The organism is Pseudoalteromonas sp. Of7M-16 (genome assembly GCF_022347805.1).
Lineage (GTDB): Bacteria > Pseudomonadota > Gammaproteobacteria > Enterobacterales > Alteromonadaceae > Pseudoalteromonas > Pseudoalteromonas luteoviolacea_F.
The window spans coordinates 25,475-51,977 of the sequence record NZ_JAKRFY010000034.1 but is presented as its reverse complement, the minus strand read 5'-3'; the positions used below and the strand labels follow the sequence as shown (position 1 = coordinate 51,977).

The following is a 26,503-nucleotide window of genomic DNA, read 5'->3' as shown; positions in this document are numbered from 1 at the left end:
TTCCCAATTTGTTACCGCGCCAATAGTCCATAGATAGCCGAGTCTGAAACCACTCCGTTAATTTCCCAGCGTTGTTTTAACACCCCCTCCTTTTCAAAACCTAATCTCTCAAGTGCTTTGCTTGACGAGATATTGTCAGGATCTATTTCAGCTTCAATTCTACGTAGCCCTAGATGGTTAAATGCGTGCTCGACCAATGCTTGTCCAGCTTCCGAGACGATTCCTTTACCCCAATAGCGGCGGCTGATCCCAAACCCAATTTCTGCTCGCTTAGATGGTTTATCATAACTAAAGAGCATAATCTTACCCAATAGCTCTCCTGTCTCCTTCCAGTAAATTCCTAACGTCATTTGAGTATTATTTTCAAGTGTTGCTGTACTTTTAGCTATAAAGCAGGTTGCTTGTTCCATTGAACCCCACGGCTCTGTATTCCAATATTTCATCACTTCATGATCTGAGAATATTGCAAATAAGGCCCTAGCATCCTCTTTAGTTAACGCCTTTAATATTAGTCGTTCAGTTTCTATAACTGTTGTTGCCATTTAGCACCTTTCCTTTAGTAGCTTGTTTGAACACAACGGCTGTTCAAAGTAAAAATTATGGGTTTTAGCAAATGAAGAGTGGCCTACCTTGAAGCACGCAGATGCACTCACAAAACACTATTTCTCGTAATACTGATAAGGTTCTATCGAGTCACTATAGTTACCTAGTTTGAAAGCCCTGTGCTCAGGAGAATATAAAAGCTCAACGAAAACTCTGCCCTTATTGGTTTTGGGATCTGATTCTTTCTCTCCGGTGTCAATTAAATCAGCCTCGAATACAATATCATTGTAACCATCCGAGTTTATGTCTTTCAGTCTTTGTCTCATTAGGCATGGTGAGTATAAAAAGCCATTGTCATGACAATCGAATACCCTAACCCACAGCCCATCTCTCACTTTAACACTGCCATTTCCCTTTTGACTGAACTCAAATTTAATCGTAGCAAATACAGACTCTCGAATAGATACTTTTTTATCTATTTTCCAGTAAATAGGCTGCTCTGATTCAAAAACTTCTTTTGGGGTTAATATTTGGTTTGCAATTGAAATGCATGGGGATATTAATAATAAAAGCAATATATACTTCATATTGTTCTCTCGATCTACTGCGCCCACATTTGAAAAATGTAATATGGTAACGACTGGCTAAAATTCACTCAAAACTAACACAATACTCAATGTCTACTAAAGTCGAGACCGTAACTGTGGCAAGTCAAACAGCAAAACATATAGCTAGCTTATATTATTTGACTTACCAACCCTCTTTGATTACTCAATCAATTCTCGCTCTAAAATAGCAATCATTTTTTCAGATTGCCCCATATTAGATGAAGCAGGCAGCACCATTTGGTTTAGTCGCCAACCCTTAGCCCCTTCAACATTCAGCACCTCATCTATATCAGGTGTACCCTGTTTAAAAAAACCAAATTTAAACGGAAGTTCTACAGTTTTATATTCGTACTTTTTCATTTTAGGTTGTTCCTCGTAATCAAGGTCTCGAACATCAAGTTCAAATGCGGATGCTAGTGCTTTCTTCGACTGCAAAGATGCTGTCGCCTCTGACTCAATTCTTTGAATCGTCCTCAGGTTAAGTCCAGAAGCAATTGCCAGCTCATCTTGAGACCAAGATTTTTCTTTTCTCATTCTTAGAATTAATTCTGCATTTATTCTCATAATGTATTTGACCGTTATCTGTGACTGCTTAATTATTTTGGTAAACCCATGAAAGTAAAACGAAACTTATACGCACCTTTTACGACAACTATACGAAAGTTATACGACACTTAGGTGTTATTAGCGCTAAATACACTTATACCGTAAATTGCTCGGCAAAAACAGATGGCGAATGTTTATGATATACGAAGAATACTTAAGATCCACTGCCCAAAGCGTACACCGACTGTACATAAACTTGAATAACAAAACGCTAAAAAACTCACTGTTAAAACTGTCTCTATCAGTCGCAACAAAAAACATCATACTATTGATTTTTATGCTTATTTTAACAAATAAGTTATACTATGATCAGGATTTCAGGTGCCTTTACAATCGTTAACAGCATTTATACTTCAAACATTGAACCTTACTTCAAGCAAAGTATGCAAAGTGCTAATATTGAGAAAAATATAATGGAATAATAACAATGAATAAACAACGGCTTACTATTACAGCACTTACTCTTGCTGTTTTGACTGGATGTCAGTCATCACCCTCTCCCCCTGCGGTAGAATTACCAGCTCAAAATGAGCAAGCTGTAACAACTACACCAAAAGCTAAAGCTGTAACAACTACGCCGAAAGCCCAAACTGAAATAGCGACCACTCCAAGTCAACAAAAATTAAGTTGTGAACCGCTTAGGTATCAGTGCCACTTGATGCAGCCAGAACAAGATATAAGCGAAAGTACAGCCAAAGATATATCCTTTGCTTTAAATATCGCAACCCATGGCTACTATAGCGCCGCAGTCATAAGGTTAGAAAAAATCAAAAGCCAAAATGTTTATGAGCAGGCAATTGTGGATTATCACCTAGCTAATATGAATATGAAGCGGATCGGAGAAGATGCACATGCCTTAGATTATGCTTTAAAAGCAATAGACAGTGAGAGCTTACCAGCAGAAGAATATAAATCGGCGCAGCTTCTGGCAATAAAACTGCTTGTTAAGCATGGTTGGTTCGAGCTTGGAGAAGAAAAATCATTAAATTATTTGGCATATATTGGTGAATCGTTTGACTTTGACATCTTTGAAATTTTCGATCAAATAGCACAGCAGAAAAAAGACCAAACACGTTACGAGTTACTGCTTGATATTCAAACAATGATTGATGGAGAAGCGCAAAATAAGGCCGCTCAACGCGTGCTCGATGAGATAAAAACTCGGATAGCAAAACAGTATGCTGATCAAATCCAATTTGAGAAACACATAAAGCCAACCGACAAACTAAAAAACAAAACATGTCAAACCCTGACCTATCAATGTCACAGCCAACGAGCAAAAAAGGTGCTGCCTGCGAATATTAAACAAGCCATTGATACGGCGACCAAGCAACAGCAAGATAACAATGCAATGGCAGCAAAAGAAACGCTTGAATCCATAAAGACAAACTCAGACTTTGAAACAGCCATGATCAATCGTAAATTGGCCTATTTATATAGTGACGTTAAGCTACATGAGCTATCGGTGCGTCATGCCAGCGCAGCGATCAATAGTGGTGCTCTAAACGCTGAGGATCACAGATACCAAATGAGATTGGAAGTATTTGGACTCTACTTACTAGGAGAGTTTGAGCAGGCAAAACAAAAAATTGAGGCTTACTTGAATTACATTGAGAAAGCATCAGACACCTACCTAGATGGCGTATTGCTTAAAATAGCCAAACAACAAGGTGATCAGCGCTTTTTTAAATATCTGCAAGATAAAACGCTTCAAAACCCCAAGCGCGCAGAAATTATACAGAGCTACATTGATTTTGGCTACTTTGGAGAAATTAAAGAAAAGAAAAAAAGCGCAGATACACCAAGAAGTTATAAGCCTGTAGTCATCTTTAGCAAAGAATACGACTATCCAATTGAAGCTGCAAAACAAGGTATTACCGGCAGCGTAACTTTAGAGTTTGACCTTAATGCGAAAGGCGAACCTGTTAATATTCGGGTAATTGAAGCAAGCCCTGAAGGCTACTTTGAACAAGCAGGGATAAATGCTTTAGAGCAATGGCGTTATAAAGTTAATCTCGACGATACAGGCAATGTGATTGAAGGAACAGGTATTCAAGTTCAGTTTGGATGGAATTTAGGTTCCGGCCAATAACGGTTTTTTCGTTTGGAGGTGTCAGAGCCTGTCCAAATTAATTCAAACAATGAAACCCCATTAATAACACCTTTGCAATAAAAGCTAGTTATATACCTAGCTTTTATTGCAGAACAAACACGCTAGCTGTTGCGATGGCAATGGATACTCGCGATAGGACATGTCAGCTCATAAAGCTTTAGCCAACATTGAGTTCATTAACTTTGATGAACTTTGTCTCCATTGGCAAATTAACCAAGCCGTGCTGTAAAAATGTAGGTTTTAATTCGATACTGGATAAATCAGTCAAAGAGAACCATTTAAACTCAAGGTCGACCTCTTCTTCAATTCCACAAAAAACTTCCTTCATAGGGAAATGGTTCGGCTCACTGAGTTGCGCCAAAAAGTAATTGGCAATTTCATGATATTGCTTATTTGAATACTCAAAAAAGTTTTCAACATACCAAAGGTGACGTTTTACGACTATTTCAACTCCCAGCTCTTCGAGCAACTCGCGATTTAACGTAGCATCCGAATTTTCAAAAAACTCTACTCTGCCGCCCGGCAGTGCCCAAAATGGATCGCCCACAGCCCTATGCAATAATACGTGATTGTCGTGAATAACAACCGCAACGCTTCGGAAGTTAAAACGGGCACTCCCTTGATCAAATTTCAGCATATCGATACTCCTAAACACATCAGTCTATATAAGACTGAGACACAACTCGTGGTCGTCATATAAACCTCTAAATCATTAGTACCCAATTTAAATCGTTTATCCAAGCAATGTTTATTGTTCTAATAGGCTTTTATGATTAAAGAATTTTTTCACTGTATTACACACCTGACCCGGTTTTGCATTCATGTTTTTATAGTGATATTCAGTCGCGTATTCGCCCTTAGGAATGACCATATCAACAAACAACTCTGTTTCATTTAGGCGTTTAATCTTATCGCCAATTTTAGTGCCGTATTCAAGTAAAGTGTTGGTATTGTGTATTGTCGAATGAATGACTCCGTTTTCGACTTTCCACTTATTCCAATACATATCCACTTCAAGTGAATAAACTAAAGAAAAAGATATTTCACACTTGTCACCTGATTTTTGATATTCAATAAAGCTATAGTCAACTTGCTTATTGTCATGATTGATGACCCATGTGCCGATTAAGTGATGAATACTATGGTTAGCTGACAGTACGCATGAAGAAAATAAAAATAAAAACAGTGATGTTAAAGCTTTCAAAGTGCCTCCTTTTGCACTAAAACCTCGCCTTACTATCGAAACGCTGCGAGTTAAGCGAGTTTATTTTCGCTTGTGAAAATAAAGTGACCTCTTGAATGAATTAGGTTTTGCTTGATATCTTTTGACCTGAGCATGTTCATTCATTACCTCCAAATGTATTTTGAATAATGTGCAGCAGATGCTATAGCAAGAAGTTACATTCACTTAGCTTTACATGAAAAAGAGATATCAGGCACTTTTGCTCTGAAGCCTAAATGGGCTTCATCGCAGCACAAACCAAATTCCCAAATCAAGCCCGATACCAACTGTGAATCAAACCGAATAATATCCCAAGGAAGATTGAGCTGTGCAAATGCATTGACTTCGCCACTGGTGACTTCAAAATACATAATCTCAGACACTTCAAAAGTGGCCAAGGCTTCGTTGTCTAAATCATCCCAAGGAGCAACAACAAGCTTTAGTTCTGATTGTGATAACGACAATACCTTAAGGGCATGAGTGCCCAAAGAGCGAAATAATAATTCAGAAATATTCTTATCCATATTTGTCTTCTTGGCTCAGCTAATACAATAAGATACTGAACTGCCGTTCACACTCTTTGGGCGTAACACTATTGGTCAGTATGAATTGCGCTTTTTATTTTTCTATATTTTACAAAACAGCCAATAAAACTTACCACACATACTGCTTTCAACGCTAACAGGCTAAAAGGGCGCCACCAGGCCCCTGTACTTGCTTCGATTATGTCTGATATGCCAAAGGCAATAAAAGCTAATGAAGCAATTATGCTCACCGTGAAATAGGCGTCTTTATGGCCTTTTAAAAGCAAATTTATGATTAAAGTAAGCGCCATGGCAGACCACAACATCGACTCAATATAGTTAAATTCCGCAATCGTCATCGCAAGTTCTCACCCATTATTATTGGCTCCCAAAAATAAACTCGACTGCATTTAAAGCCACCTTTCCGTATACCTAGCATGCGATGAGTTTACTCTTTAATATCGCATGTTTTAAGCTTAATGCTCAAAGGCCTAAACACGCATTCACTTAATAACGCAGCATAAAATAAAACCACTAAATTGACGGATATCGCCCTTAGCAAGGAAAAGTTTTCATAGGTGTCAATATTGCTAAGTATTGCGATTAAGCCTACAACTAAGCCGATCAATGCGCCACCATACAAGAACTTAACTTGGCTTTTATATAGTTCTGCCAGATATCTAGCTTTCTCTCCACCAACCATCTCTTCTGTGAATATGTATTTAAGCCCTGACAAAGACTTAAACATGCCATTTGTACCAAAAGTCACCATGGTTGCTGCATACAAAAATAAGATGAGAAATACGCCAGAAGTAACATCTAGATAATTTCGTAAGCTTGCACCGAGAAAAATCAACATGCCGACAGCACAAGATATCATTAACAATCCCACTAAACTTTTCATAATTACTTTCCTCGTCCACTTAATTTGAATGTCTGTTGAGGTTGCCTTCAGCGCTTGAGGAGAAAGTTCATACACAGATGCGAGTGCTAGCGTAGATTCAGCAGAAGCCTTACCGTCAGCTTCTATACGCTGAATTGTGCGTACAGATAAACCCGTTGCTTTGGCAAGTACTTCCTGTGACCAGCCTTTTTCTTTGCGTAGTGTCTTTAACTTACTTATTGAAAGAAACAATTTGAGCTCCTTAAAAACTTTGAAAACAACGAACGTAATTATGCGTGCGCCCCCATGAACGTCTATTTTTATATAACGACATTTAAACGCCACAATATGACAAAGCTTTAAAATCATTATGTTATAAGAGGATTGAATGCTTTTAGGTTACAGTTAAAGGCGCCTGCTCAGATAGCCCAAGAAGTTACGCTCTGGTTAAATAAAATCACAATAGCTTGCGTGTGCCACTCACGACACTAGTAAATATTTAGGAGTAAAAGGCTCGATACTTCATGGGCTGCTTTCGAGCAATTGCTAATTAAGAAGATACGTGACATAAATAAGTAGCCCACTGTTATTTTGAAGGAGCAATATTCATGATAAAAACCGCCATTCTATTGCTAGTTACAGCCCAATTGATTGCATGCTCAAGCACAAAAACAAGTCCTGTAGAAACCATCCCGCCTGTTGAAAAATTATTTAACCATGCTGCTTTTGAACACCAACCCACAATTGACGAGCATGATATATTTTCTTTGCCCAAACAAGAGCAACATAAATTTTTGACTTACTATAATGCAGAGCTCAATAAAGGTATTCGTCCAGACAGAGCTGTACTTAATTACCTCGAGCAACGCCTTGACCGATTTACTTTCGATGGCGCAACTCTAACAGCACGAGAATCTCTAGAAAAAAACGAAGGCAATTGCATATCTCTGGCAATATTAACTCAGGCCTATGCATCGCTAGCGAAAATAGAAACCACATTTAGAGAAGTAGGCACGGTTCCTGTTTTTCGTAAAAACAACAATACCATATTGATCTCTAATCACTTTCGCACTAAATTGTTAGCGCCGAGTTCATCGAATGAAGCCAATCAATTTGAGATCATTCGCGCCGGCACAGTTGTCGACTATTTCCCTGCCCAAGACAGCTTTTTCATCGATACCGCTAGTTATGATGACCTAGTTGCTAAATATTATGCCAACAAAGCCGTTGATTCGCTGCTAGACAAGAATTTCAATAATAGCTATAGCTTTTTAATAAGTGCACTGAACTACAGCCCTAACGATGCGGAATTGATCAACGTCGCGGCAGTTTTACACCGTAGAAGAGGGCTACAAAACGACGCCCTAGAAATATTTAAATTTGCTGATAAACATCATTTGACTAGCCAAAACTTAATTTCGAACTATCTATCGTTAGCAAAAACCCAAGAAGATACACAGCTGGTCAATCACCTTGAGAACCTACTCGACAACAGCGTTTCGACTCCATTCGATAAAATTCAATTGGCGCAAAGGTCAATCAGAAAAGGAAGCTATAACAAAGCGATAAGAGAGCTAAAAGAAATCATTGTAGAAACGCCTTATATTCCAGAGCCCTATTTTGAGCTGGCACGTATTTATTATACTAAAGGCGATATAGAGAACACTGAGCGATTACTTGCGCTTGCAATCGAAAAGTCTTCAGATCCTCAAAAGCGCTCTCTGTTTCAAGCCAAACGTGACGCGATATCTAAAAGGAAGCATTAATGTGTGGTAGCTACATGTTGTAAATACCTAATCACATGTGGAGCTATTTTGTATGAGCGAAATAGCTAATTTACATCGAATACTTCGCTCATATCAGGTTGGAAAACAGCCAATCGTTAAGGCGGCAAAGATCGACAAAGTTTAAGTCACACTGGCAACCTACACAGCTTCGCTACCAAGCTCAATTCATGGGCCACATACCCTTTATCTTCGTATTATTTGGCATACTGATGGCTGCGAACCTGTTGTCTAGTAAAGATTTTATTGGTAATTTTCCAGCCTTGGTTAAGCTTCAATAGCAGGAAATAGTCAGTATATACCATGTTACGGTTGGTAATTGTTGCTTTTGCCATAGCCGAGTCACCCGTTACATCAATCGCGATTATCTCACCCACACGGTTGTTTTTTCTACCCTCTTCAATACCACTGATGTAGGTTTGTCCCGACCAGCGTTTAAACGCACCGCTGCTGTCAACATACTGAAGCTCTAAACTGGGTAAAAATGCCTGTTCAACTAAGGCGGGCTTTCCTTGCGCAGTGCCATCAAAGTACCATTGAATCACTTGCTTTATTTGTTCAATATCTTCATTTGCGCCAGCTGTGCTTATCTGCAACATACCAGCCAAAGACACCACCATTGCTTGAGTTATTCGTTTCATATTTATTCCTTGTTTTCTTTAAAAATATACATATTGCAAGAAGATAGATTTTGGATTGTGGGGTAATGTACAATCTTGGTACGTCGCATGTCATGGCTGACAAGTGACCGAACGTGACTTTTAATTATTCGCATATTTATCAAACAATTATAAAAATTAAAAAGGAAGAAAATGCGCTGGAAGTTAGGCCAATTTTATTTTGATGCCAATAACAACATACTGAGCAAGGGGCAGCAAGAACACCTGCTAGAACCTAAAGTGGCTGAGCTATTGAGTTATTTTTGTCAAAACCCTCAGCGCGCGATTAGTCGAGATGAGTTAATTGAACAAGTTTGGTTTGGACAGGTTGTAAGTGACAGCGCCATTAATCGCATGGTCGTAAAATTACGTAAGGCCCTTGACGATAATAACAAAATAAAACGATTTGTCGTCACCGTGCCAAAAGTGGGTTATAAGTTTGCCATCAAAGTTGAAGCGACACCCCATGATGATGAGCTTCGTATAGAATACCAAGCTGACAAGAAAACATTGCTACGCAAGCCAGCCCCTATTTTCAGCCCCAGATACTTCTACTTAGTACTGTTTTTCATCGCTGCTTGTATCACATATACAGTATTTGTTGCTCAAACGGATAACCCCCCTACTTACATCGATGCTAAGGTTTCACCTTTATCTAGGCTCTCCACTACCCAATTCGAAGGGGCCATGTCTCCAGACCTACGATACTTAGCTTTTTCAGCGCCAACCGCCTTAGGTGTAAATCAGCTGCATATCCATGATAATCAAAGCAACATAACTCACATAGTCAGCCCTGAAGGTGGAAAAGCCCATGATGCTTATTGGTCGGATGATGGGCAAAAGTTGTTTTATTTGTTTGACCACGGACAAGAGTGTGAGATCCACCAAATAGACATATCAGAGGCAGTATTCAGCGCTCCCAAGGTTATATATCAATGTGCAGATAGTCAGCTTAAAACAGTGATTCATTTACCAGCAGAGCAAAAATTATTGTTCATTGAAAGAGATGCAGATTATGCACCTTGGCAAGCCTACAGCATGTCTTTAAACACTGTGGAAAAGCGAAAAGTTGCTCAGCCTATGGCCATGGGTAAAGGAAACTATTATCTAGATAGAGATAGAAAGACAAATCGCATCTTACTATTACAGGAATCGGCCCCTGGCATTAGCCAAGCTTTTGAATTGAACATCTCAGATAACACTTATCTTAGCTTATTGACCTTACCATATATGGTTCGCTCTGCACTGTGGGGCCATGATCTCAAAACCTTGGTTCACCCCGGGGAACATCCCTCATTTGATTTAGTGGCAACGAGTATAGCCTCAGGGCAGCAGCAAGTTTTATATAGTGATTCTAGACGCATTACAGATCTCAATCGGATCAACAATGGTAAAGACTATTTGTTTTCGTCATACATAATAAACCGAGATATTCAAATTGATGGTGACGTTAATGGGCTATCTAATTCATCCGTGATGGATTACCTTCCTGCAATTTCGAATGACGCTAAGCAGCTTGCATTCATCTCCAAGCGCTCCGGATATAGCAAGTTATGGCTGCAACACATTGGCACCAATCAACTGCGCTCAATTGAACTTGAAGATCAAGGGCGCTTATTTTATCACCTAGATTGGTCTTTTGATGATAAACGGCTCCTTGCCAATACAAATAAGGGGATGGTGATATACGATATAGAGCGCCTAGAAGTGCAAAAAGTGATTGATATCTCACAAACCGTTACGGCCGCAGGTTGGTACTCTGATGAGGAGATCCATTATAGCGAGTGGCACAAGCAAGGTTGGCAGCTCAACCTGCTCAACATAAAAACCAACCAACATCAGGTGCTGGATAAAGCATATGCCTTTGTGCTTGCAGACAAAATGTCTGACAAGATGCACTATGTGTATTTTGACCAGCAGCTATCTGCAACATGGCAAGGCACAGTGATAGATTCTAGTATTTGCTCAGATGTTTTGCGCCGATACCGCATTAGTTGGCAGTTCCACAATAACCGACTTTATTGTCGAAACTCGCAAAGTAACGCCATAATAGCAATTGATAACAAGGGACAAACTTCGACTTTTCAACAAGCTAACGATATACCTTATCACTTTTCCGTATCACAACCTCATTGGGCAACTTGGCAAGTGTCATCTTATGTTAGCGATATAATAAGAACCAACTTTAGTGATAAGTCATAAAAAGTCATTTTTAATCATTGCAAGGTAACGTTTTAAAACTGCATGGTTGGCAATAATTATCCTGTCAAATTAAAACGATAGGAGAATTCTATGTTTAAAGTTATCGGGTTGCTGTGGTTCATGCTATTAAGTGCTTTCACTGAGCAAGCTTTAGCAAATATGAATAACAGTGGAAAAGTGCTGTTTATTTTATCTGCTGACAAACATGGCTACTATTTGCCTGAAGTCGTTGAACCTTATCAACATATCATTAATAACGGGTATTCGGTCGAATTTGCCAGTCCAGACGGCAGACCAGGCCGACCAGTTGCCTACAAGCTACTTTCTAAACAGGCTCAGGCTGACTACAAAATCATGCGAAAGAACAGCAATATTGACCTGCCAACACCATTAAAATCGATACAACCGAAAGACTACATCGCATTTTATGTTCCAGGTGGAGCAGGCCCTATGTTTGACCTTGCAGGGCACCCTGAAATGGCCAGATTATCCTTAGCATTTTTAGCCCAAGATAAGATCATTTCAGCCGTATGTCATGGTCCTGCAGCATTTGTAGATATAAAAAATGCAGACGGCAATTACCTAGTGTCTGGGCTCAAAGTTACAGCAAAATCAAACGCAGAAGAAGGACGTTGGGCACGGCAGAATTACGCTTTTTTATTACAAGATAAACTCCAAGCACAAGGCGCTCAATTTACGTATACTTCGCCGGGCGAGCCCTATGTCATTCACGATAATGGAGTGTTGACGGGCCAAAACCCTAAATCAGCACTTCCCACTGCCATTGTTTTGATTAAATTATTGCAAAAAGATCGCTCTTAAGCTCAAGCAGCCTGCCACATGGCAGGCTCAATGGCATGAGTTGAGGCTTCAATGACTCGGCAACTATTAACATCTCTCGCGATTTAGTTATCAAAACGGTAATTTATTATCGCCAACCCTACAGTTTAAAAACAATAGCAATACCATTGCCACTCTAGGACATCTGAATCATTCTGCCTTATAAACATCTTTGGTTTTAAGCATATCAAAAACCCGCTTCTCCCGAGTTTCGTCAAAGCCAACATCTTTAACATACGATTTGGGATTACAAAATGTGCCAAATAATAAATCCCACACCGCAAACCCATAGTTTTGAGCATGGTGTAAACTCTTGTGATGAACCCTATGCATTTCTGGGCGCTGGAGTACATACCCTAGCCAATACGGCGTTTTTAAATCCGCATGTATAAAAATATTGTACAGTGCTGCAAAAATTAAACTAACAGCAGTTCCTGACGCATCGAGGCCCAATATAAAATAGCAACAAAAGGCATTTAAAAAAGTTGCTGCAGCGCCATCAAATGGGTGCATATAGAATGAAGTAAGCGCCTCAATACGCCTTGGGCTATGGTGTAACTGATGAAATGTTCGCCATAAAAAGTCAAATTTATGCATCGCTCTGTGCCACCAGTAGGCAACAAAACTAGTTAAGATAAAACCCAATACACCTTGAACAAAAAAGTGTATATCTCGAAACTCAAATATCGATACTTCACGAAATAGATCAACGAATAAAAGTCCTATGCCTATGGTCGAGAGTGACTGAAATAAGCTGATAGAAGAAGCTAAAATCAGCCAGCGACGATCGCATTCATTCTTTGAAGCTGGCGCGATAACTTCTAACGTAAACACACCAAGAAAAGCGATGATGACAACAATCAGGGTGAGTAATTCCATTTTGACCTCATATCCAACGTGATGGTATGAACAGTCTCAAAAACAACAGGTTAAATCAATTGTTTTTCACAAATGAGAAAACGGATCTAGCTTGTTTTCTCAATACCCATAATATGCATTTTTTAAAAACGCATCACGCCTTGGCAAGAGATAGATGCCTATGCGACGAGCCCTGTGCAATAAAATTTCTCATTGCACAAACCAGTATACCCTGTTCGATGTTAAACTAACGGTGCTTGTATTGAGATGGACAATAACCTCGGCTAACGTCTTTACTGCGTAGCATGAAATGCTTCGTCTTGCGCCCGGACACTCTTGCACGCCAAAGCTTAAAACTAGACACTTTTAGCCTTTTGTTCATGAACTCGATAACTTGCTTTTCATTGAGCCCAAACTGGAGCTCAATGGCTTCAAATGGAGTGCGATCTTCCCATGCCATTTCAATGATTCTAGATTCGTCCTCTGCTGAAAACTGCATTTCTTTCTCTCTCTTATAAAGCCTTGTTCTACGGCCCTATATTCAATCTGGATCAGTCGTAAGAAGGGACTAAGCCCACAATTGGCCAGGCAGAAGCTTAGGCTCTATTCACCTAACCCACACTTTTTATTTCACTTGCCCAACAAGCCCACGAAATACTGCGACCTGGAAACGCAATTCGTGAAAAAGGCCACTGCTCTTGGAGCCAGATTAAGACAGTTTCATATAGCACCTTATCAAGGTCAATACTGTCATCTCTAATCCATAAATACACCTCACAGTCATAGCTTGGCGATTGGCTTGGGTCGATATAAACAGAACCAAGGCACTTATCCTTTGACTCATTGAATACTGAATAAGCAAATGCCAATCGTGACTCAAACTCCTTTTTATGCACCTGTAAACTCTCTATATTTTCGTCAAGTGTCATGTCGCTTTTTGGCCACTGTGAACCTGGGCCAAATATTCCTTGCAGTCTTTGCTGGCTCGACATCACAGCATCAAAGTCAAACTTTGCAACCTGTTCTTCTAACACCACGAAGTAAAAGTCCGCCGAATCAAAATACAATGGTGGATCAAAAGTATCGGGAATAAAGGGGTTTGTCATATTCAAATATGTCCGTAGTTTTCAACCCTCATAAAATCTGGGTCGTAGTGTTGATATGTCGCAATCTCTTTTTTCACAAAATGAACCCTAAGAGCTAGGCGAGTTTATGTCTTTAATTGATTTTATTGCCTACTGTGGCGCATTGACGACCCACAACAATACAATCACTCCAAATAATGAGCCAACAATAAGCTCAATGCTTAGATAACCCAAGGCATACAAACCTAAATTAAGTCAGTTGGCTCTTTACCTTTGGCATTATTCGCCTACTCACAGGAACGGTAACTCCTGTAGTCAATATAAGGTTGCCCCCCCCTGATGGTAACTTCTCTAATGATTGAATAAAGCGCTTGTTAACAATAAATGAGCGATGTACCCGTAAAAACGTGGCTGGTAGCTTCTCTTCCATGACCGCAAGACCCTGATTATGTAAAATGCAGCGGTTATCAGACATCATGATTTCGACATAGTCTCGGGCTCCCTTTAAACAACATATATAATCACACGAAGTCCACTCTACTTTTTGGCCGTTATTTATTTGGATTTTTGACGGTTGCTGCAACTCATTATACTCATCGAGCGCTTGTTGTAGACGTTCAGCCCTTGATTGAGCCACTAATTTAAGTGACCTTTCGGTTTTATATGCAATTGCGTGTTGAATGAAGAAAAACAGCAGAAGTGAAGCCACAAAATAATAAAAATAGATATCCAAGAACTTGTCTGGCTGTATCGCAATTGCACTTGAGAACACCAACAGCGCTATCGCACTTCTGGCCGCAGCTTCATTTTTCTGAAACGCTTGATAAGCAGCGATTATAAAGCTTATCCACGCAGGCACCTGAATAACAATCACGGTTTTACTCTCCATTGACTCACCTAAGTAAATCCCCACAAGCGTTAGCAGCATAGAAAGGAAAAAGTACTTTCGGTGAGCTTTTGTAAGAAAGCTTTTTACAATATGGAGCAATAAACACTGACCACTTAATGTGCCCAACAGCAAAATGAACAGTAAGCGAATATCATGATAAGAATAATCATAAGGGATAAGCCCTCTCGATACCTCGGTTAATAACTGTAGAACAACGAATAGCGTAAATAAGGGAAGAAGTACATTTCGTTGATTCTTTGACTGTAGGGCCGCTAACGTGCTCGAAAAAATCAAACCAATAACCAAAACGCCTAGCGGCAGCAACGACGGTAAGTAGTGACGCAGCACCATATTTTGTGGCGAATCGTAGTGTGTAATTATTGCTCGCTGGATAAAACCGCCTAAATTGACAATCCCATGATGTGCAGAGAGCTTGATAACTAATTCATTTTGCTGCTTTTTGATCAATTCCAATGGTATATATATGACCGAATCCATCGCCCCTGCTCGTTCACCTTTTTTTTCTACAGAGGGATATCCGTTTCGACCAATTAATTCGCCATTTAAATAAAACTCAGCAGCCGCTTTGGCAGAGAAAAACAGTCCAAGTGGTTTGTTGATGCCCTTCGTTGTGTCTAAGTCAAAAGTTGCGACTATCCAGGTTAGGCTGTTATTGGGTTCAACTTCACCAAGTGTTGTCTTTTTACAGTTTTGCCTAGGAATAGCACCAATAGATTGGGTTTCTTGTTTGTCATAACAAACCATAACCTCTTGAATAAAAAGCTTATTAAAACCATTGGCGCTCACACTTGCTGAAAAAGCACTCCAAATGATCACCAAAAATATAAAACTGATGGCCCTAAACGCCGATAACTTTGGTGTTGCTATGGTTGAGTAATGTGAGCGACTCCTTTTTACTGCCACTTGCAGAAAAAAACCTACCGCTTGCATATAAGTGCTAGAAAAATAAGAAGTAATTGTTAATGTCCTTACTAGGTAATAAATCGCTTTAAGAGGCCTAATTTAATGAACTATATCAAAAAATCAGTTATCACGGGGACCATCTTGTCACAATTACTGTTAACGTCATTATGCGCAAGTGCAAAGTTAAAACATGAACAAATAGATGCTCTTGTTGAAAAAGCACAGGTTGAGCTTAATGTTCCAGGAATAGCCTTAGCTATTGTTAAAGGTGACGAAGTCATCCACGCAAAAGGCTATGGGGTTCAGTCAATCGATAGCAACACACCTACTAGCACAGACACTTTGTTTCAAGTTGGTTCTATTTCTAAATCCTTTAGAACCGCTGCGCTTTCACTACTTGTTGACCAAAATAAAATAGGCTGGGATGACAAAGTCATTGACTATCTCCCCCACTTTAGAATGTATGATCCGTGGGTAACGCAAGAATTTACAATTCGAGATTTATTATCCCACCGATCAGGCTTACCGCTCGGCGCGGGAGACTTGCTGCAGTGGCCGGACGCTCGAGCGACGCCAGATGAAATCATCAAGGCATTACGTTACCTGAAACCTGAGAGTTCATTTAGATCAGAGTATGCATACGACAACTTGATGTATATTGTCGCCGAGGAGATCATCCGCGTTGTCACTAGAATGCCTTGGCATAAATATGTCGAAAAAGCGCTGATTTCTCCACTCCAAATGACAGGCTGTGTTGCAAGTCCGTCGCGTATCTCGGAACCAAGCAAACGCGCTACTGCGCATATGGAAGTAAATGGTGAACTAAAAACCACCTTTTTTAAAGATGACGATTTAGTGAATTGCGATATTTTGGGCATGGCAAAGTGGGCGCAATTGTTCCTTGCCAAAGGCAAGTTACCGAATGGCCAAGTACTCATTTCAGAACAACAGCTGCAAGAGATGTGGAAGCCAGTTACATTGCAAAAAGTGCCTTACATGGCCAAGAAATACTCGCAAACTCATTTCCAAGCTTATGGTCTAGGTTGGCGATTAAAAGATTTTCATGGTCATTTGCATGTCTCTCACGGTGGTGCCGTACAGGGAATGACGTCTCATATCGCTTTTTTACCGGAAAAGGACCTTGCAGTTATTGCACTCACCAATCAATGGTCAAGAGCTGCACAAGGGCTGACTGCAACGATATTAGAAAGCTATATAGAGGAGCAACCAACAAATTACATAGACCTCTATATCGAAGGTAATGCCCGCTACAAAGCGTATAAAAAGCAGCAAAAAAACGACAGTGAGCCAACTTCAGTTAATGCAGCAATACCGCCTTTAGATATCAATCAATATGCGGGGACTTATCATGATGATTGGTATGGTAAAGTATACGTCAAGGTATCCGGACCCAAGCTCAAAATTAAGTTTTCTCGAAGTGAAGCACTAAGCGGCTCTCTTACTCACCTAGAAGGAAACCGATTTGTTGCCAAGTGGACTGATCGAACGCTCAACGCGGATGCATACGTCAATTTTGAAGTGGATTTTAAAGGCAGTATTACAGGGTTAAAAATGAAGGCAGTGAGTCGTAGTACTGACTTTTCGTATAATTTCCACGATTTGAACTTAAAAAAGAAACTCTAACACGCACTGGGCCCAACGCATTTAATGTATAGCGCAGTTGGAAGCTGCGCTAGGCTTTTCAGATTCAAGAAACTTCCATTGGTGTCTTAATATGTCGACAGCTTCACTCTCGGCGCTCAACGACATATCTTCTGAGCATGCCCTTGAGGGTGAGCTGCATGTTGGCATTGCACTAAATCAGCGCTATGCAACTGAACAGGCGGATGCATACAAGGTAAAGTATGTCCTTGAGGATGACATGCCACTGCGCCCCAAGGGCCTGAACAAAGATGCTTACACGGTGTAAAGTCGCCATTTGGATGAGGCTGCACAAAATGAGAACAATTAACCTTGTCCCCACTAGGATGTGCAGCATGACCACAGGGTGTAGTAACCGTTTTACACTGCCTACTGCCACCTAAACAATTGAGTATATTCTGTGCTCTTTGACTGCCCGAAGGGTAACCACCAGCTGAAAAATGGCCAGCATTGGCATGATCCAAGATAGTTCTATTAATGTCGTAATTGAGTCCAATTGATGCTAATTTTCTCGCCGCCCAGCAATCGGCTTCAAGCTCTTGCTTGGCCGTACCGCCATAAAACCTCTCTAGCTGTCCTAAACGGGAGGTATGTCCAACAAGGTGATGCGCACATTCATGAGCAAGTGTGAACACTCTTGAGACTGTCCAGTTTTGCATTGCTTTAGGATCAATATGGATGTATTTGTTTCCTATTTGGTCGGTCCTTGCGGTTGCAACTTGCGCGTCGGGACCAACTACAACTGGTAAGCCGCAAAAATCATCATAGCCTGCAAATATGCCAGCTTTACTTTGCAGTGCATAGCAAAACAAAAAAAGGAAAATCAAACAATTTCTCATACCTACCGACCTTATAAAAAGTCTAGGCTCAAATAATCATCAGGTGTGTTTTTGTCGCGCTCACCCGCTCCAAAGCCATACCTTATTTACTATCACCTCTTAGACGCCAGTAAGTATAGTCTGCTACTCTTCCTTTGTTTGACTTTAGCTCACAATCACAAGCAGTAAACTCAATTTCCACCACTCAAGATAGCTTGTTCATGAAATAAAAATTAAGCTGTTCAAGCTGTCTTTTGCATGGATTGATGATTAATAAACAGTACTAAGTCTTTCATCGATTTGACCTTCTCAAAATATAGACAGGCTCTTTATTGAGCTATTAGATCTGCCAATCTTTTGAGAAATTTGGTTTAGCAGCTCTATCAAAGGGAAAGGTAATATTCAGCATAAAAGCTTTCCATAAAATATAAAGCGTCTTCTTCAGACCAGCGGTGCTCTTCCTCAATAAGGTTTTTGAGTTTCTGCTGAAACTCCGATGTGCCTTTAAACGCTTGGAACTTTCTCGCCTTGTATTTTGCGAATTCTTCACCACTTAAATTTAAAAATTCAACGACTGTTCCCTTATTTACCCGAATCACAATATATTCTTCGTAACTCGATCCATATCCCATGTGCACTAACCTCGTTCGTTTTCCATGAGGGACAACCAGCGCGCCAGAATACCAGTTTGCTTTAACCACCTTACTGCCTGGAAACAACTCATGCAGAATACTTTTAGTTTCGTCGCGCTGCTGCGCCTTATGGTAAAGGTCAATCGTGACATCCGTAAGCAGCAAGGCCCCCGCTTCAACTTTCCAAGAAGCTAAGTAACCCCGTCAATTTGCAGTCGAGATCGATATATTGTCAGGCTGCTGCCAATTTATTTTAGCAAGGTAGTTTTTCAGCGGATTGGTATGTAACCGATACTCAATATTTTTAATTGTGATCGAGTCCGGAATTTGCCCCGTTGCAAAGCACTTTAGCGATACGGATATCATCAATAAAATTAATAAATTAAAAATTTTCATAAAGCCTCTTTAGCCCCTGCTTTATCAGCAAGCCTGTCTCTCACTTCCATCAGTGCAAATCCCAATAAATTGAGACCTTTCCATGAGTCAGGGTTTTCAGATGCTGGATTATCTTGTACCAACCCTATACCCCATATTTTGTCTACAGGACTCGCTTCAACCAAAACTCGGTTACCGGTACTAAGCAAAAAAGCCTTTAAGTCGGCGTTTTGAGAAAACTTCGCCAGATTAGCATTGACGACTATCTCGAAACGTTTTTCGTCCCATAGAGTTTGTTCGAACCCAAGCACCTCACGACCAATCGCCTTCGCTTTTGCTGGGCTTCGGGCACTAAGCACCTTCTCACAAGCATCATAATCACCAAATAGCTTAGCTTTGTGATACATCATGTAATGCTCAGCGGTGAAAAATTCATTCCCATCTTCTTGAAACTTTGATTCATACCACTGACTGAAACAGCTCTTTGATACTTGTCCGCTTTTTTCTTGATGCCCCCAGAAAAAAACATACTTAACTTTATTTCCCTGATTGACAAAGTCAGCCAGTTTTTCTTTCGTTCTAACTTTCAAATTTCTTCTCAAACTTAACGTATTAACGCGTTTCACAAACCGGCTAGACAAGTGGCTAAATCCAATCGCCTTAAGCACGGTAAATATGTTTTTAAAACACAACCAGAAGCCTGTTCTTAGGCTCACTTAACTGGGAACCAGACACTAAAATTGAAGCAGCTGCTATCTATACTTCGTCATTAATTTTGTACTTGGAGTGTGGCTTTAAGTTCTACCTCAATGAACCGAGCTGTAAAGACTCAAACTCATCCATTGAATTTCTAGTAGAAACACCTAGTTGGGATAGCACAGAGTTTATGGCCAGCTGACCTTGGGGGTTTTGATAGTACTGATTTAAGTTTGAGCACCACTTAATTTCAGTTTTCAACGGCCCTAACACTGTTTCACCATTAGCATAAAGCACTGCTGACTGTGCGCCTACGCTACCAAAATAGTCACTTTCAATATAGGCAAATGTTTTAGTAATAGATTCACTTTGAAGCAGTTCGTGAAGTGAAGAAGAGAGTTTCAAAAACTCTGGATAGGGAGCATCTTTTTCAGAATTTACAAGCTCGTTTATGTCATCTAACAGCTCATCTGATACTTGGATAAGTGAATACCCTTGTCTGAGATCCACTTTTTTTGCGACTACCCAGTTTGATGTGATTTTAGTAATAGCATCACTCTTACCCACAATTGCGTGTATCACATAACCCATAGCCTAATTCCTCAAAAAATATATAACCACCTTAATATTAAGTGCTCAACTCGCCTTCTCTTCTCACTTTATCTTGTCTTATAGCTCATAGTTAACAGTGAATAAAAGGCGTTAAGAAAGCCGAACATACATTCGGCCAATTTAGACTGCTGGATTAAAAGTAGGTTTCTTGAAGGGCAACAAAATCCACTTCACAACTGTTGTCAACTTTGGAAAATATGCGCATTTTTTTACCAGACATCTGTGCAGCCAATATAACACTCAACATATGATTGACAGACGCTTCAGTCTTTTTGCTATAAGTAATAATCCCAAATGGTCTTTCACTTTCTTTACAGCCTGGCGTTCCAAGTGTAGAACCTTTTTCAAAGTACACTTTCACAGACTTATTATCAGAAAAGTCATACACCTTTGTGCCTACCACTTTACCAAACGCAATATCGCCAGCGAGTACATTCATGGAACATGATAATGCCCCTAATAACAGTATCTTTTTAAACATTATTTTTTCTACCTGTCTTAAATTGGGGCACATTATAACGTACGGCACATGAGGAAAAAAGTTAATTAGAGCGAAATGGTATTAAGGTTTTCATAATTTGCTATCATCGTTTATGCACTGTGTAATTGTGCGTGTTTTATTAACAAGACGAGGTAGCGTTTAGGCCGTTGCATGACGATTTACTCGTATAGATCCCTTTATTTTTTGGCAGAGTTCGAGCGAACTCCACACGCATCGCATTAAAGTTTCAACTATTACGAACACCAGCAATTCTAATTTATAGCAGAAAAACGCTTTATTTTAACATACTCGATATCGTTGTTACTGTAAGGAATTTTTGTAAAGCTGCCTAACTTTTCGATGCAAAACTTGCCATTAACTCGGTAGCTTCCCTCCATGACCTCAGAGTAAAGTGTAATAGGGATTGCATCCGAGGCGGGCTCTTCTCCCGCTTGTAATACTCCATAAACTTTACTACTCCCTGATAAAGTAACTCTAAGAAAAGGCGGGTGGCTATTCCATAGCGCCAGTTCACCAATCACATTGATGCAACCTTTTGCTTGTGAAGAGGCGCTCCCCAGCAATAAGGACAATGATACAATATATTCAACCATGGGCTCCGTTCGTTGTGTTGTGAGCTGTAACTATTAGCTAATACAAAGCAATAAAATATGGTTTGACACCACCTTATTATGGCTTTGCATTTAAAATTTAATATGCAATATTTTCTATAAACTCTTTTAGTCTAATTTCATTTCGCTTTGCGTTTTTTCCTGAAAATACCAACTCATTTTTCTCTATGGAACTTTTAAACCTTGATAAAATAGACTTTTGATACTCAGTCAACTCCCTGACTTTACCAGAACTATAGATTATTCTAGCTTCTTGGAAAATAATACCATCAATAAACTGTTGAGAGGACCCGGCCCCGTCCGCCAATATTTTTTCTCTTAGCTTTAGTAAAAATTCTAACCTTTCAACAGTTAAAACACTCAGGTATTGAAAAAACTCTTCTTTAAGTTTTGCTTCATACTCTAAAGCGATGCCTCTTTCATTTGGCGATAAACTATCTAGATATTCTTTGGATGGTGTACTGGGTTTACTGGCGAAACTACAGACACTGACTACCAAAAAAACAAGCATAAAGCATTTCATATTTCACCATTCGTATATAACCCCCAATAAACAGTCAAAATCGACAGGTCTGGTTTCACCATAGACTGACAATCACTAATAATTGCAAAGCCATACAAGCTATTTGAGTGCGCGTGACCATAAGTGCTCGTTAAGTACCCTGCCGCACTTTTAAAAATGAATCTAAAATCGCAAAAGTGAAATTTTGAAATTCAGACTCACAATGCTCGTTTACGCCGCAATTTGCAAATGCGGTAATACTTACATCGCCATCGGGAATATAAATGTTTTGAGTAAAATAGCCAAACTCAGTGCCCCCATGGTGATAAAATGTCTTACCTCTCACTTTCTCCACCCAGACTCCAAGCCCATAATGAAAATCAGAAGAAGAATAAAAACGCGGCCCCCAAGACTCAACGAGGTTCTTTTCTCCTATCATTGTCGCTCTTACGCTGCGACTAACGATACTGTTATCATGCACTATAGCTCTTAATAATTTTGCCATATCACTAACACTTGAAGCCAAGGGTGCGTCTGAGGTCGCGGTTGTGCCTATAATTTCTTTTGTATCTACCCAGACATTCATAGGCAGTGGAAACGCTGGATCTGCATCATTTATAAAAAATCCGGAAGCCAATTTCGGCTTGTGCGTTTCAACACCTTTTGAATAGCTAGATGTCATTTTAAGTGGCATGAGTATCTTATTTCTGATCGCAACAGAGGGATGCTGCTTTAATACTCGCTCTAAAATGACTCCGGCCAAAGCATATCCAGTATTCGAGTAAGCATACGCTTTCCCGGGCTTAAAATTAGCGGGTTGGTTCAAGGCGAAACCCAAAGGGAATATGTCTGTTGTGACTTTATCTTTTTGAGCGAATTGCGCTTTGAAAAAGGCATAATCGCTGACATCGTTATATTCAAAAATGCCACTTGTGTGATTTAGCAGCTGCCTTATTGTCATTTGTTCTGAATGCTGAATTTGCCTAAGCAATTGACGATCCAAGTATGTACTGATGGAAACGTCTAAGTTTATCACACCTTCATCTGCCAACATGGCAACCAACAATGCAGTTAACTTTTTACCTGCACTCCCATTGGGTATGACAATATCCGTTGTCATTGGCTCCTTTTTTTCCAAGTCTTTAAAGCCTGCACTTCCGATATAAACATCGCTTTTTGATGTAACCAGTAAAACAGCTCCAGGAATGTGCTCAGATATGAGGTTATCTAGCATAGGCTGATATTTACTATGATAATCAACTTTTTGGTACAGGCCGCTGTTTGCCATAACCTTGCAGGGAAATATAAAGTGAATGCTAATTAGCAGTACTAAAAAGGCATTTTTATTCATTAAGTTCATCCATGACTCCGAGGTTTCTATCCGAGAAATGCTAATATTTGCTCCTAAATAGCACAAGCCAAGCATCTTACCCTTTGGCTCAACGGCATTGACTAAATGTATTTTACTTAGTTTGAAACCAAATACCTTCCCAAAATGAAATTCTGAAAACACGAATAAAGTCCAACCAAAACAACAAACCCTTGTGGTCTATTGCCCGGCACACTAGCAAAGATGAAATACGGCGGGACGCGTATTCAGTGAATGCACTTATTCATTGTTCTACACAAAACTTATTCTTGGTTCGCTCTTTGTAATATTTCAGCGACTGCCATATCAAGATTATTGGTCTTTTCTGCCTTCTCTATGATAGGGATCACCCAATCACAACCAACATGGCGTAAAGACGCACGCCAGTCTTTCCACATGGACCCATCAATGCTATTTAGATTCTCAAGACCGAATGTGGAAGCTGCGCCCCAACTAGCAATAGACAGTACCCCTTGAGCATTGCTATTTGCACCCAATACAAACGGTCGTTTACGATCACTAGGGTTAATACCGAAATACAAGTCTGCTTTTTCTATTGGATCAGATATTTTTGATATAATCTTCATAAATTCGACTTCTAACTTATGTTCGTTTTAATAATAAAAATAATTGCCCAAAGCTAGCACTCATGCAGCTAGCTTCAATCCACCTGAAATACTGATTGATAGCGCTGGTTGGCAAACTCATGGAAAATATCATCTAAAAACTGTGCGAGCTTGTCTTCTGCTAGTTCCGAAGGAATAACAACATCGTATACTCTAGCCCTCATACCCGTATCAGATTCTGTGTATAAAACCCATTCGTCAGCTTCACGATAAACCGACATAACTTTACCAAATACATTAAATTTACGTTTCATGAGTTGCCCCTACATCTAATTAAAAAGGCCAATATAATTGATTAAAATACTGGCTAATACACAGTAAGGCAAGAGCAAATTCAATCGAATTAACCGTATTTTCACGCTTGGTTATATTTTATTTTAAATACATAAAATCTAAAGAGTAAAGCTTGAGTTAACGCTATAAAAGCCAAAAGCCATGGACCATTTGTGAGTAGGCTTTCGCAAAGAAACAGGCCTGGTAGTAATGCATAATAAACGTAATTCTTACTCGTGAATTTGCAAACAAGCCAATGCGTAGGAAACCCTATAAACAGCCACCCAACTAGCGAGGTTAATACGAACACACAAAAATAAAGCAAAAAAAGAACGAAAAAGCTATGAACCTCTGACCACAAAAAATCATTTGAATGATAAAGGTCAAAAAGATAGGCGGCAGGGATAAATAAACTCGAAATAAATAGACTTTTAAACAATGCGCTGTCCCAACAACCAAGAACCATAGTCTTCCTTAAAAATATAACGAGTGGAAAAGCAAACGAATACAGCGAATGAAACTTTTTACGCAAAGTGTATAAGCATTAACAACACTCTTTACGGAATAGTTTTCTTACGCATTGAGCACTAATTTCAGTCACGCCCAACGCATAAGCACTTCATACAGCAACGAGTAAAGTATAATGCACAAGCACGACGTCAATAAAACTCTAAGCTAGATAAAGCTTACTTATGCAGATGCTCATCGTTTTTACAATTCTCAATTTTTATCGTACCAACCGGCCCAATCATTGGGGGCAGGATACTCTAATTTGTAGGATTCTAACTCAGCCTTACTAGCATACTTTAGATATACGCCAAAATAATCAAAGAGATACTCTTCCCCTACCCCCATACGCCAAAACATGCTATCCGAGTCGTGTTCAGGGTATTTTATCCAAGGTGGTATTGGTGGCGATAATTTAAGGTCATCGTCAAAGCGCTGCTTTAACATGGCCTGCCAACTTTTTTCATGTTCGAGAAAAGCTTTCCAATCTTCGTCGGACATTCCCTTAGGCGGCCCTAGTTCATGTGAAGTCATAACAACTCCTGATTAGATTAAACTTAAAATTAAATAGTCAAACTACATTCTAATACTTACGACTATACCCCTTTGTTTAGCGGCCTATTCACCGCCACCGCAAGAACCACCATCTCCTCCTGAGCTATCGAGATCAGATTCGATGCTATATCTGGTTTTATTTTTCGACGAACGGAGGGAGCTTAAAATTAATAGCCCACCAAACACCAGTGAAACCCATCCAAAATGCTCCGCCGGAGCTGAGTTAATGTTTTTATAACCAATATACGCCAATGCACAGCCTATAATAAATGGTACGAGCTTTACGAGTTTTCCTATCAATCAAACCCCCTCAATGACTTGTTAGTTTATAAATTACACTTGGCATATTCAGCTTTTACTTCACTCCAAGCCGCGCGAGCATCAAAATCATCAGCTAACCCTTTATCTTTTCCCGTAAAGGCTGAGATACCATGCTGTATCATATACTTAGGTATATATTGAGGAATACCGAGTTTTTCCAACTTATTGCATAGTTTTTTCTTTTCAATAGGGTTATTCATCAATGCAGCAAACGTGCTTTGAAACTCTTTTAACTCCAATTTTGAAAGTTGAGAAAGTGAGTTTATTCGTAACACCGAGATAGCTTGATGGGCGGACTTATCTTTAACCCTCAAAGTGTCATATTTGCCATAAGCTAGTGCAGCCAAGAGTAGCTCAGACGCTTTATCAAACTCTTTGTTTGATAAACATTCAGCAACCCCAGTAAATATGTCGGCAGGACTTTGCTTGTTAGACAACTCTGCCATTTCAACACATCGTGCTGGGGTGAGTGCTTCTAAATTACCTTTAGCTTCAATATTGACCGTATCAGATACACTATTGAATGAAAGAACTCCGAACGCAACACCTAAATACCATTTCATATAAAACTCCACTTTGTATTATCAACACCCGCTTTATACGGTGCTGAAAAGTTTGGAAAGCATTCGCCATGAAGGTGCACAAACTAAAATACAAAAAATGGTTAATACAACCTCATTGCCAATTAACTTAAGCTCTACA

At 39.7% G+C, this 26,503-nt stretch carries 31 protein-coding genes; 5 read left to right on the top strand and 26 right to left on the bottom strand.

The window, feature by feature from the left end:
• Window positions 1-11: 11 nt before the first annotated feature.
• The 3 genes from MHN81_RS24880 to MHN81_RS24870 all read right to left on the bottom strand — a co-directional run bounded on the left by MHN81_RS24880 (window position 12) and on the right by MHN81_RS24870 (window position 1,715).
• Window positions 12-542 carry a GNAT family N-acetyltransferase gene (locus MHN81_RS24880; protein WP_023401046.1) on the bottom strand — a complete coding sequence of 177 codons (531 nt, stop codon included), beginning with the start codon at window positions 540-542 and terminating at the stop codon, window positions 12-14.
• Between the two features lie 117 nt (window positions 543-659).
• The gene (locus tag MHN81_RS24875) at window positions 660-1,130 is read right to left on the bottom strand and encodes a hypothetical protein (protein ID WP_023401047.1); all 471 of its coding nucleotides are present in this window, start codon (window positions 1,128-1,130) and stop codon (window positions 660-662) included.
• Window positions 1,131-1,310: 180 nt separating this feature from the next.
• Entirely contained in the window at window positions 1,311-1,715 is a 405-nt protein-coding gene (locus tag MHN81_RS24870; RefSeq protein ID WP_023401048.1) for a DUF4177 domain-containing protein, read from the bottom strand.
• Window positions 1,716-2,184: 469 nt separating this feature from the next.
• Between MHN81_RS24870 and MHN81_RS24865 the strand changes: the two genes are divergently transcribed.
• Window positions 2,185-3,849, top strand: coding sequence for an energy transducer TonB (locus tag MHN81_RS24865; protein WP_239427039.1), 1,665 nt, complete (start codon window positions 2,185-2,187; stop codon window positions 3,847-3,849).
• A gap of 178 nt (window positions 3,850-4,027) precedes the next feature.
• Here MHN81_RS24865 and MHN81_RS24860 read toward each other — a convergent pair whose 3' ends face one another.
• The 4 genes from MHN81_RS24860 to MHN81_RS24845 form a co-directional block, all read right to left on the bottom strand.
• Window positions 4,028-4,507 carry an NUDIX hydrolase gene (locus tag MHN81_RS24860; RefSeq protein ID WP_023401050.1) on the bottom strand — a complete coding sequence of 160 codons (480 nt, stop codon included), beginning with the start codon at window positions 4,505-4,507 and terminating at the stop codon, window positions 4,028-4,030.
• Between the two features lie 111 nt (window positions 4,508-4,618).
• Window positions 4,619-5,074 carry a hypothetical protein gene (locus tag MHN81_RS24855; RefSeq protein WP_023401051.1) on the bottom strand — a complete coding sequence of 152 codons (456 nt, stop codon included), beginning with the start codon at window positions 5,072-5,074 and terminating at the stop codon, window positions 4,619-4,621.
• Between the two features lie 200 nt (window positions 5,075-5,274).
• Window positions 5,275-5,616 (bottom strand): hypothetical protein, encoded by a 342-nt coding sequence (locus tag MHN81_RS24850; RefSeq protein ID WP_023401052.1) that lies wholly within the window; start codon window positions 5,614-5,616, stop codon window positions 5,275-5,277.
• Window positions 5,617-6,064: 448 nt separating this feature from the next.
• On the bottom strand, window positions 6,065-6,751 hold the full coding sequence (locus tag MHN81_RS24845; RefSeq protein WP_239427038.1) for a helix-turn-helix transcriptional regulator: 687 nt from the start codon (window positions 6,749-6,751) through the stop codon (window positions 6,065-6,067).
• Between the two features lie 356 nt (window positions 6,752-7,107).
• On the opposite strand from MHN81_RS24845, the gene MHN81_RS24840 reads away from it, so the two are divergent.
• Window positions 7,108-8,265 carry a hypothetical protein gene (locus MHN81_RS24840; RefSeq protein WP_239427037.1) on the top strand — a complete coding sequence of 386 codons (1,158 nt, stop codon included), beginning with the start codon at window positions 7,108-7,110 and terminating at the stop codon, window positions 8,263-8,265.
• 215 nt (window positions 8,266-8,480) lie between these two features.
• Here MHN81_RS24840 and MHN81_RS24835 read toward each other — a convergent pair whose 3' ends face one another.
• The gene (locus MHN81_RS24835) at window positions 8,481-8,924 is read right to left on the bottom strand and encodes a nuclear transport factor 2 family protein (RefSeq protein WP_023401057.1); all 444 of its coding nucleotides are present in this window, start codon (window positions 8,922-8,924) and stop codon (window positions 8,481-8,483) included.
• Between the two features lie 171 nt (window positions 8,925-9,095).
• Here MHN81_RS24835 and MHN81_RS24830 point away from each other — a divergent pair, with 171 nt between their 5' ends.
• Both MHN81_RS24830 and MHN81_RS24825 read left to right on the top strand, forming a co-directional pair.
• Window positions 9,096-11,144 (top strand): winged helix-turn-helix domain-containing protein, encoded by a 2,049-nt coding sequence (locus MHN81_RS24830; protein WP_023401058.1) that lies wholly within the window; start codon window positions 9,096-9,098, stop codon window positions 11,142-11,144.
• A gap of 90 nt (window positions 11,145-11,234) precedes the next feature.
• Window positions 11,235-11,966, top strand: coding sequence for a type 1 glutamine amidotransferase domain-containing protein (locus MHN81_RS24825; protein WP_023401059.1), 732 nt, complete (start codon window positions 11,235-11,237; stop codon window positions 11,964-11,966).
• A 168-nt stretch (window positions 11,967-12,134) separates the two neighbouring features.
• On the opposite strand, the gene MHN81_RS24820 is transcribed toward MHN81_RS24825, so the two are convergent.
• The 4 genes from MHN81_RS24820 to MHN81_RS28295 all read right to left on the bottom strand — a co-directional run bounded on the left by MHN81_RS24820 (window position 12,135) and on the right by MHN81_RS28295 (window position 15,740).
• On the bottom strand, window positions 12,135-12,863 hold the full coding sequence (locus MHN81_RS24820; protein ID WP_023401060.1) for a sterol desaturase family protein: 729 nt from the start codon (window positions 12,861-12,863) through the stop codon (window positions 12,135-12,137).
• Between the two features lie 226 nt (window positions 12,864-13,089).
• Complete coding sequence (locus MHN81_RS24815) at window positions 13,090-13,341, bottom strand: TIGR03643 family protein (protein ID WP_023401061.1); 252 nt, start codon at window positions 13,339-13,341, stop codon at window positions 13,090-13,092.
• A 112-nt stretch (window positions 13,342-13,453) separates the two neighbouring features.
• Window positions 13,454-13,948, bottom strand: a complete 495-nt coding sequence (locus MHN81_RS24810) for a hypothetical protein (RefSeq protein ID WP_239427036.1) — start codon at window positions 13,946-13,948, stop codon at window positions 13,454-13,456.
• 229 nt (window positions 13,949-14,177) lie between these two features.
• Window positions 14,178-15,740: a LytTR family DNA-binding domain-containing protein gene (locus MHN81_RS28295; protein WP_239427035.1), complete on the bottom strand. Its 1,563-nt coding sequence runs from the start codon at window positions 15,738-15,740 to the stop codon at window positions 14,178-14,180.
• A gap of 102 nt (window positions 15,741-15,842) precedes the next feature.
• Between MHN81_RS28295 and MHN81_RS24800 the strand changes: the two genes are divergently transcribed.
• On the top strand, window positions 15,843-17,384 hold the full coding sequence (locus MHN81_RS24800; RefSeq protein WP_239427034.1) for a serine hydrolase: 1,542 nt from the start codon (window positions 15,843-15,845) through the stop codon (window positions 17,382-17,384).
• Window positions 17,385-17,500: 116 nt separating this feature from the next.
• Here the strand turns inward: MHN81_RS24800 and MHN81_RS24795 are convergent, their stop codons facing one another.
• The 14 genes from MHN81_RS24795 to MHN81_RS24730 all read right to left on the bottom strand — a co-directional run bounded on the left by MHN81_RS24795 (window position 17,501) and on the right by MHN81_RS24730 (window position 26,364).
• Window positions 17,501-18,241, bottom strand: coding sequence for a hypothetical protein (locus MHN81_RS24795; protein WP_023401065.1), 741 nt, complete (start codon window positions 18,239-18,241; stop codon window positions 17,501-17,503).
• 362 nt (window positions 18,242-18,603) lie between these two features.
• Window positions 18,604-19,017, bottom strand: coding sequence for a hypothetical protein (locus MHN81_RS24790; RefSeq protein WP_231105438.1), 414 nt, complete (start codon window positions 19,015-19,017; stop codon window positions 18,604-18,606).
• A gap of 39 nt (window positions 19,018-19,056) precedes the next feature.
• The gene (locus MHN81_RS24785; protein ID WP_023401067.1) at window positions 19,057-19,248 is read right to left on the bottom strand and encodes a hypothetical protein; all 192 of its coding nucleotides are present in this window, start codon (window positions 19,246-19,248) and stop codon (window positions 19,057-19,059) included.
• Complete coding sequence (locus MHN81_RS24780) at window positions 19,245-19,817, bottom strand: NADAR family protein (RefSeq protein WP_023401068.1); 573 nt, start codon at window positions 19,815-19,817, stop codon at window positions 19,245-19,247. Before MHN81_RS24780 ends, MHN81_RS24785 begins: the two co-directional genes overlap by 4 nt.
• Window positions 19,818-20,028: 211 nt before the next feature.
• On the bottom strand, window positions 20,029-20,514 hold the full coding sequence (locus MHN81_RS24775; RefSeq protein ID WP_023401069.1) for a hypothetical protein: 486 nt from the start codon (window positions 20,512-20,514) through the stop codon (window positions 20,029-20,031).
• A 154-nt stretch (window positions 20,515-20,668) separates the two neighbouring features.
• On the bottom strand, window positions 20,669-21,016 hold the full coding sequence (locus tag MHN81_RS24770) for a hypothetical protein (RefSeq protein ID WP_023401070.1): 348 nt from the start codon (window positions 21,014-21,016) through the stop codon (window positions 20,669-20,671).
• A 272-nt stretch (window positions 21,017-21,288) separates the two neighbouring features.
• Window positions 21,289-21,630: a hypothetical protein gene (locus MHN81_RS24765; RefSeq protein WP_239427033.1), complete on the bottom strand. Its 342-nt coding sequence runs from the start codon at window positions 21,628-21,630 to the stop codon at window positions 21,289-21,291.
• Window positions 21,631-21,727: 97 nt separating this feature from the next.
• Window positions 21,728-22,159 (bottom strand): hypothetical protein, encoded by a 432-nt coding sequence (locus MHN81_RS24760; protein WP_239427032.1) that lies wholly within the window; start codon window positions 22,157-22,159, stop codon window positions 21,728-21,730.
• Window positions 22,160-22,301: 142 nt separating this feature from the next.
• On the bottom strand, window positions 22,302-23,663 hold the full coding sequence (locus MHN81_RS24755; RefSeq protein ID WP_239427031.1) for a serine hydrolase domain-containing protein: 1,362 nt from the start codon (window positions 23,661-23,663) through the stop codon (window positions 22,302-22,304).
• Between the two features lie 119 nt (window positions 23,664-23,782).
• A complete protein-coding gene (locus tag MHN81_RS24750) occupies window positions 23,783-24,106 on the bottom strand; it encodes a hypothetical protein (protein ID WP_239427030.1) in 324 nt (107 codons plus the stop codon).
• Window positions 24,107-24,180: 74 nt separating this feature from the next.
• Window positions 24,181-24,399 (bottom strand): hypothetical protein, encoded by a 219-nt coding sequence (locus MHN81_RS24745; RefSeq protein WP_239427029.1) that lies wholly within the window; start codon window positions 24,397-24,399, stop codon window positions 24,181-24,183.
• Window positions 24,400-25,138: 739 nt separating this feature from the next.
• Window positions 25,139-25,459 carry a hypothetical protein gene (locus tag MHN81_RS24740; protein WP_239427028.1) on the bottom strand — a complete coding sequence of 107 codons (321 nt, stop codon included), beginning with the start codon at window positions 25,457-25,459 and terminating at the stop codon, window positions 25,139-25,141.
• Between the two features lie 84 nt (window positions 25,460-25,543).
• Window positions 25,544-25,780: a hypothetical protein gene (locus MHN81_RS24735; protein WP_239427027.1), complete on the bottom strand. Its 237-nt coding sequence runs from the start codon at window positions 25,778-25,780 to the stop codon at window positions 25,544-25,546.
• A 26-nt stretch (window positions 25,781-25,806) separates the two neighbouring features.
• Window positions 25,807-26,364, bottom strand: a complete 558-nt coding sequence (locus MHN81_RS24730; protein ID WP_239427026.1) for a hypothetical protein — start codon at window positions 26,362-26,364, stop codon at window positions 25,807-25,809.
• Window positions 26,365-26,503: the final 139 nt, after the last annotated feature.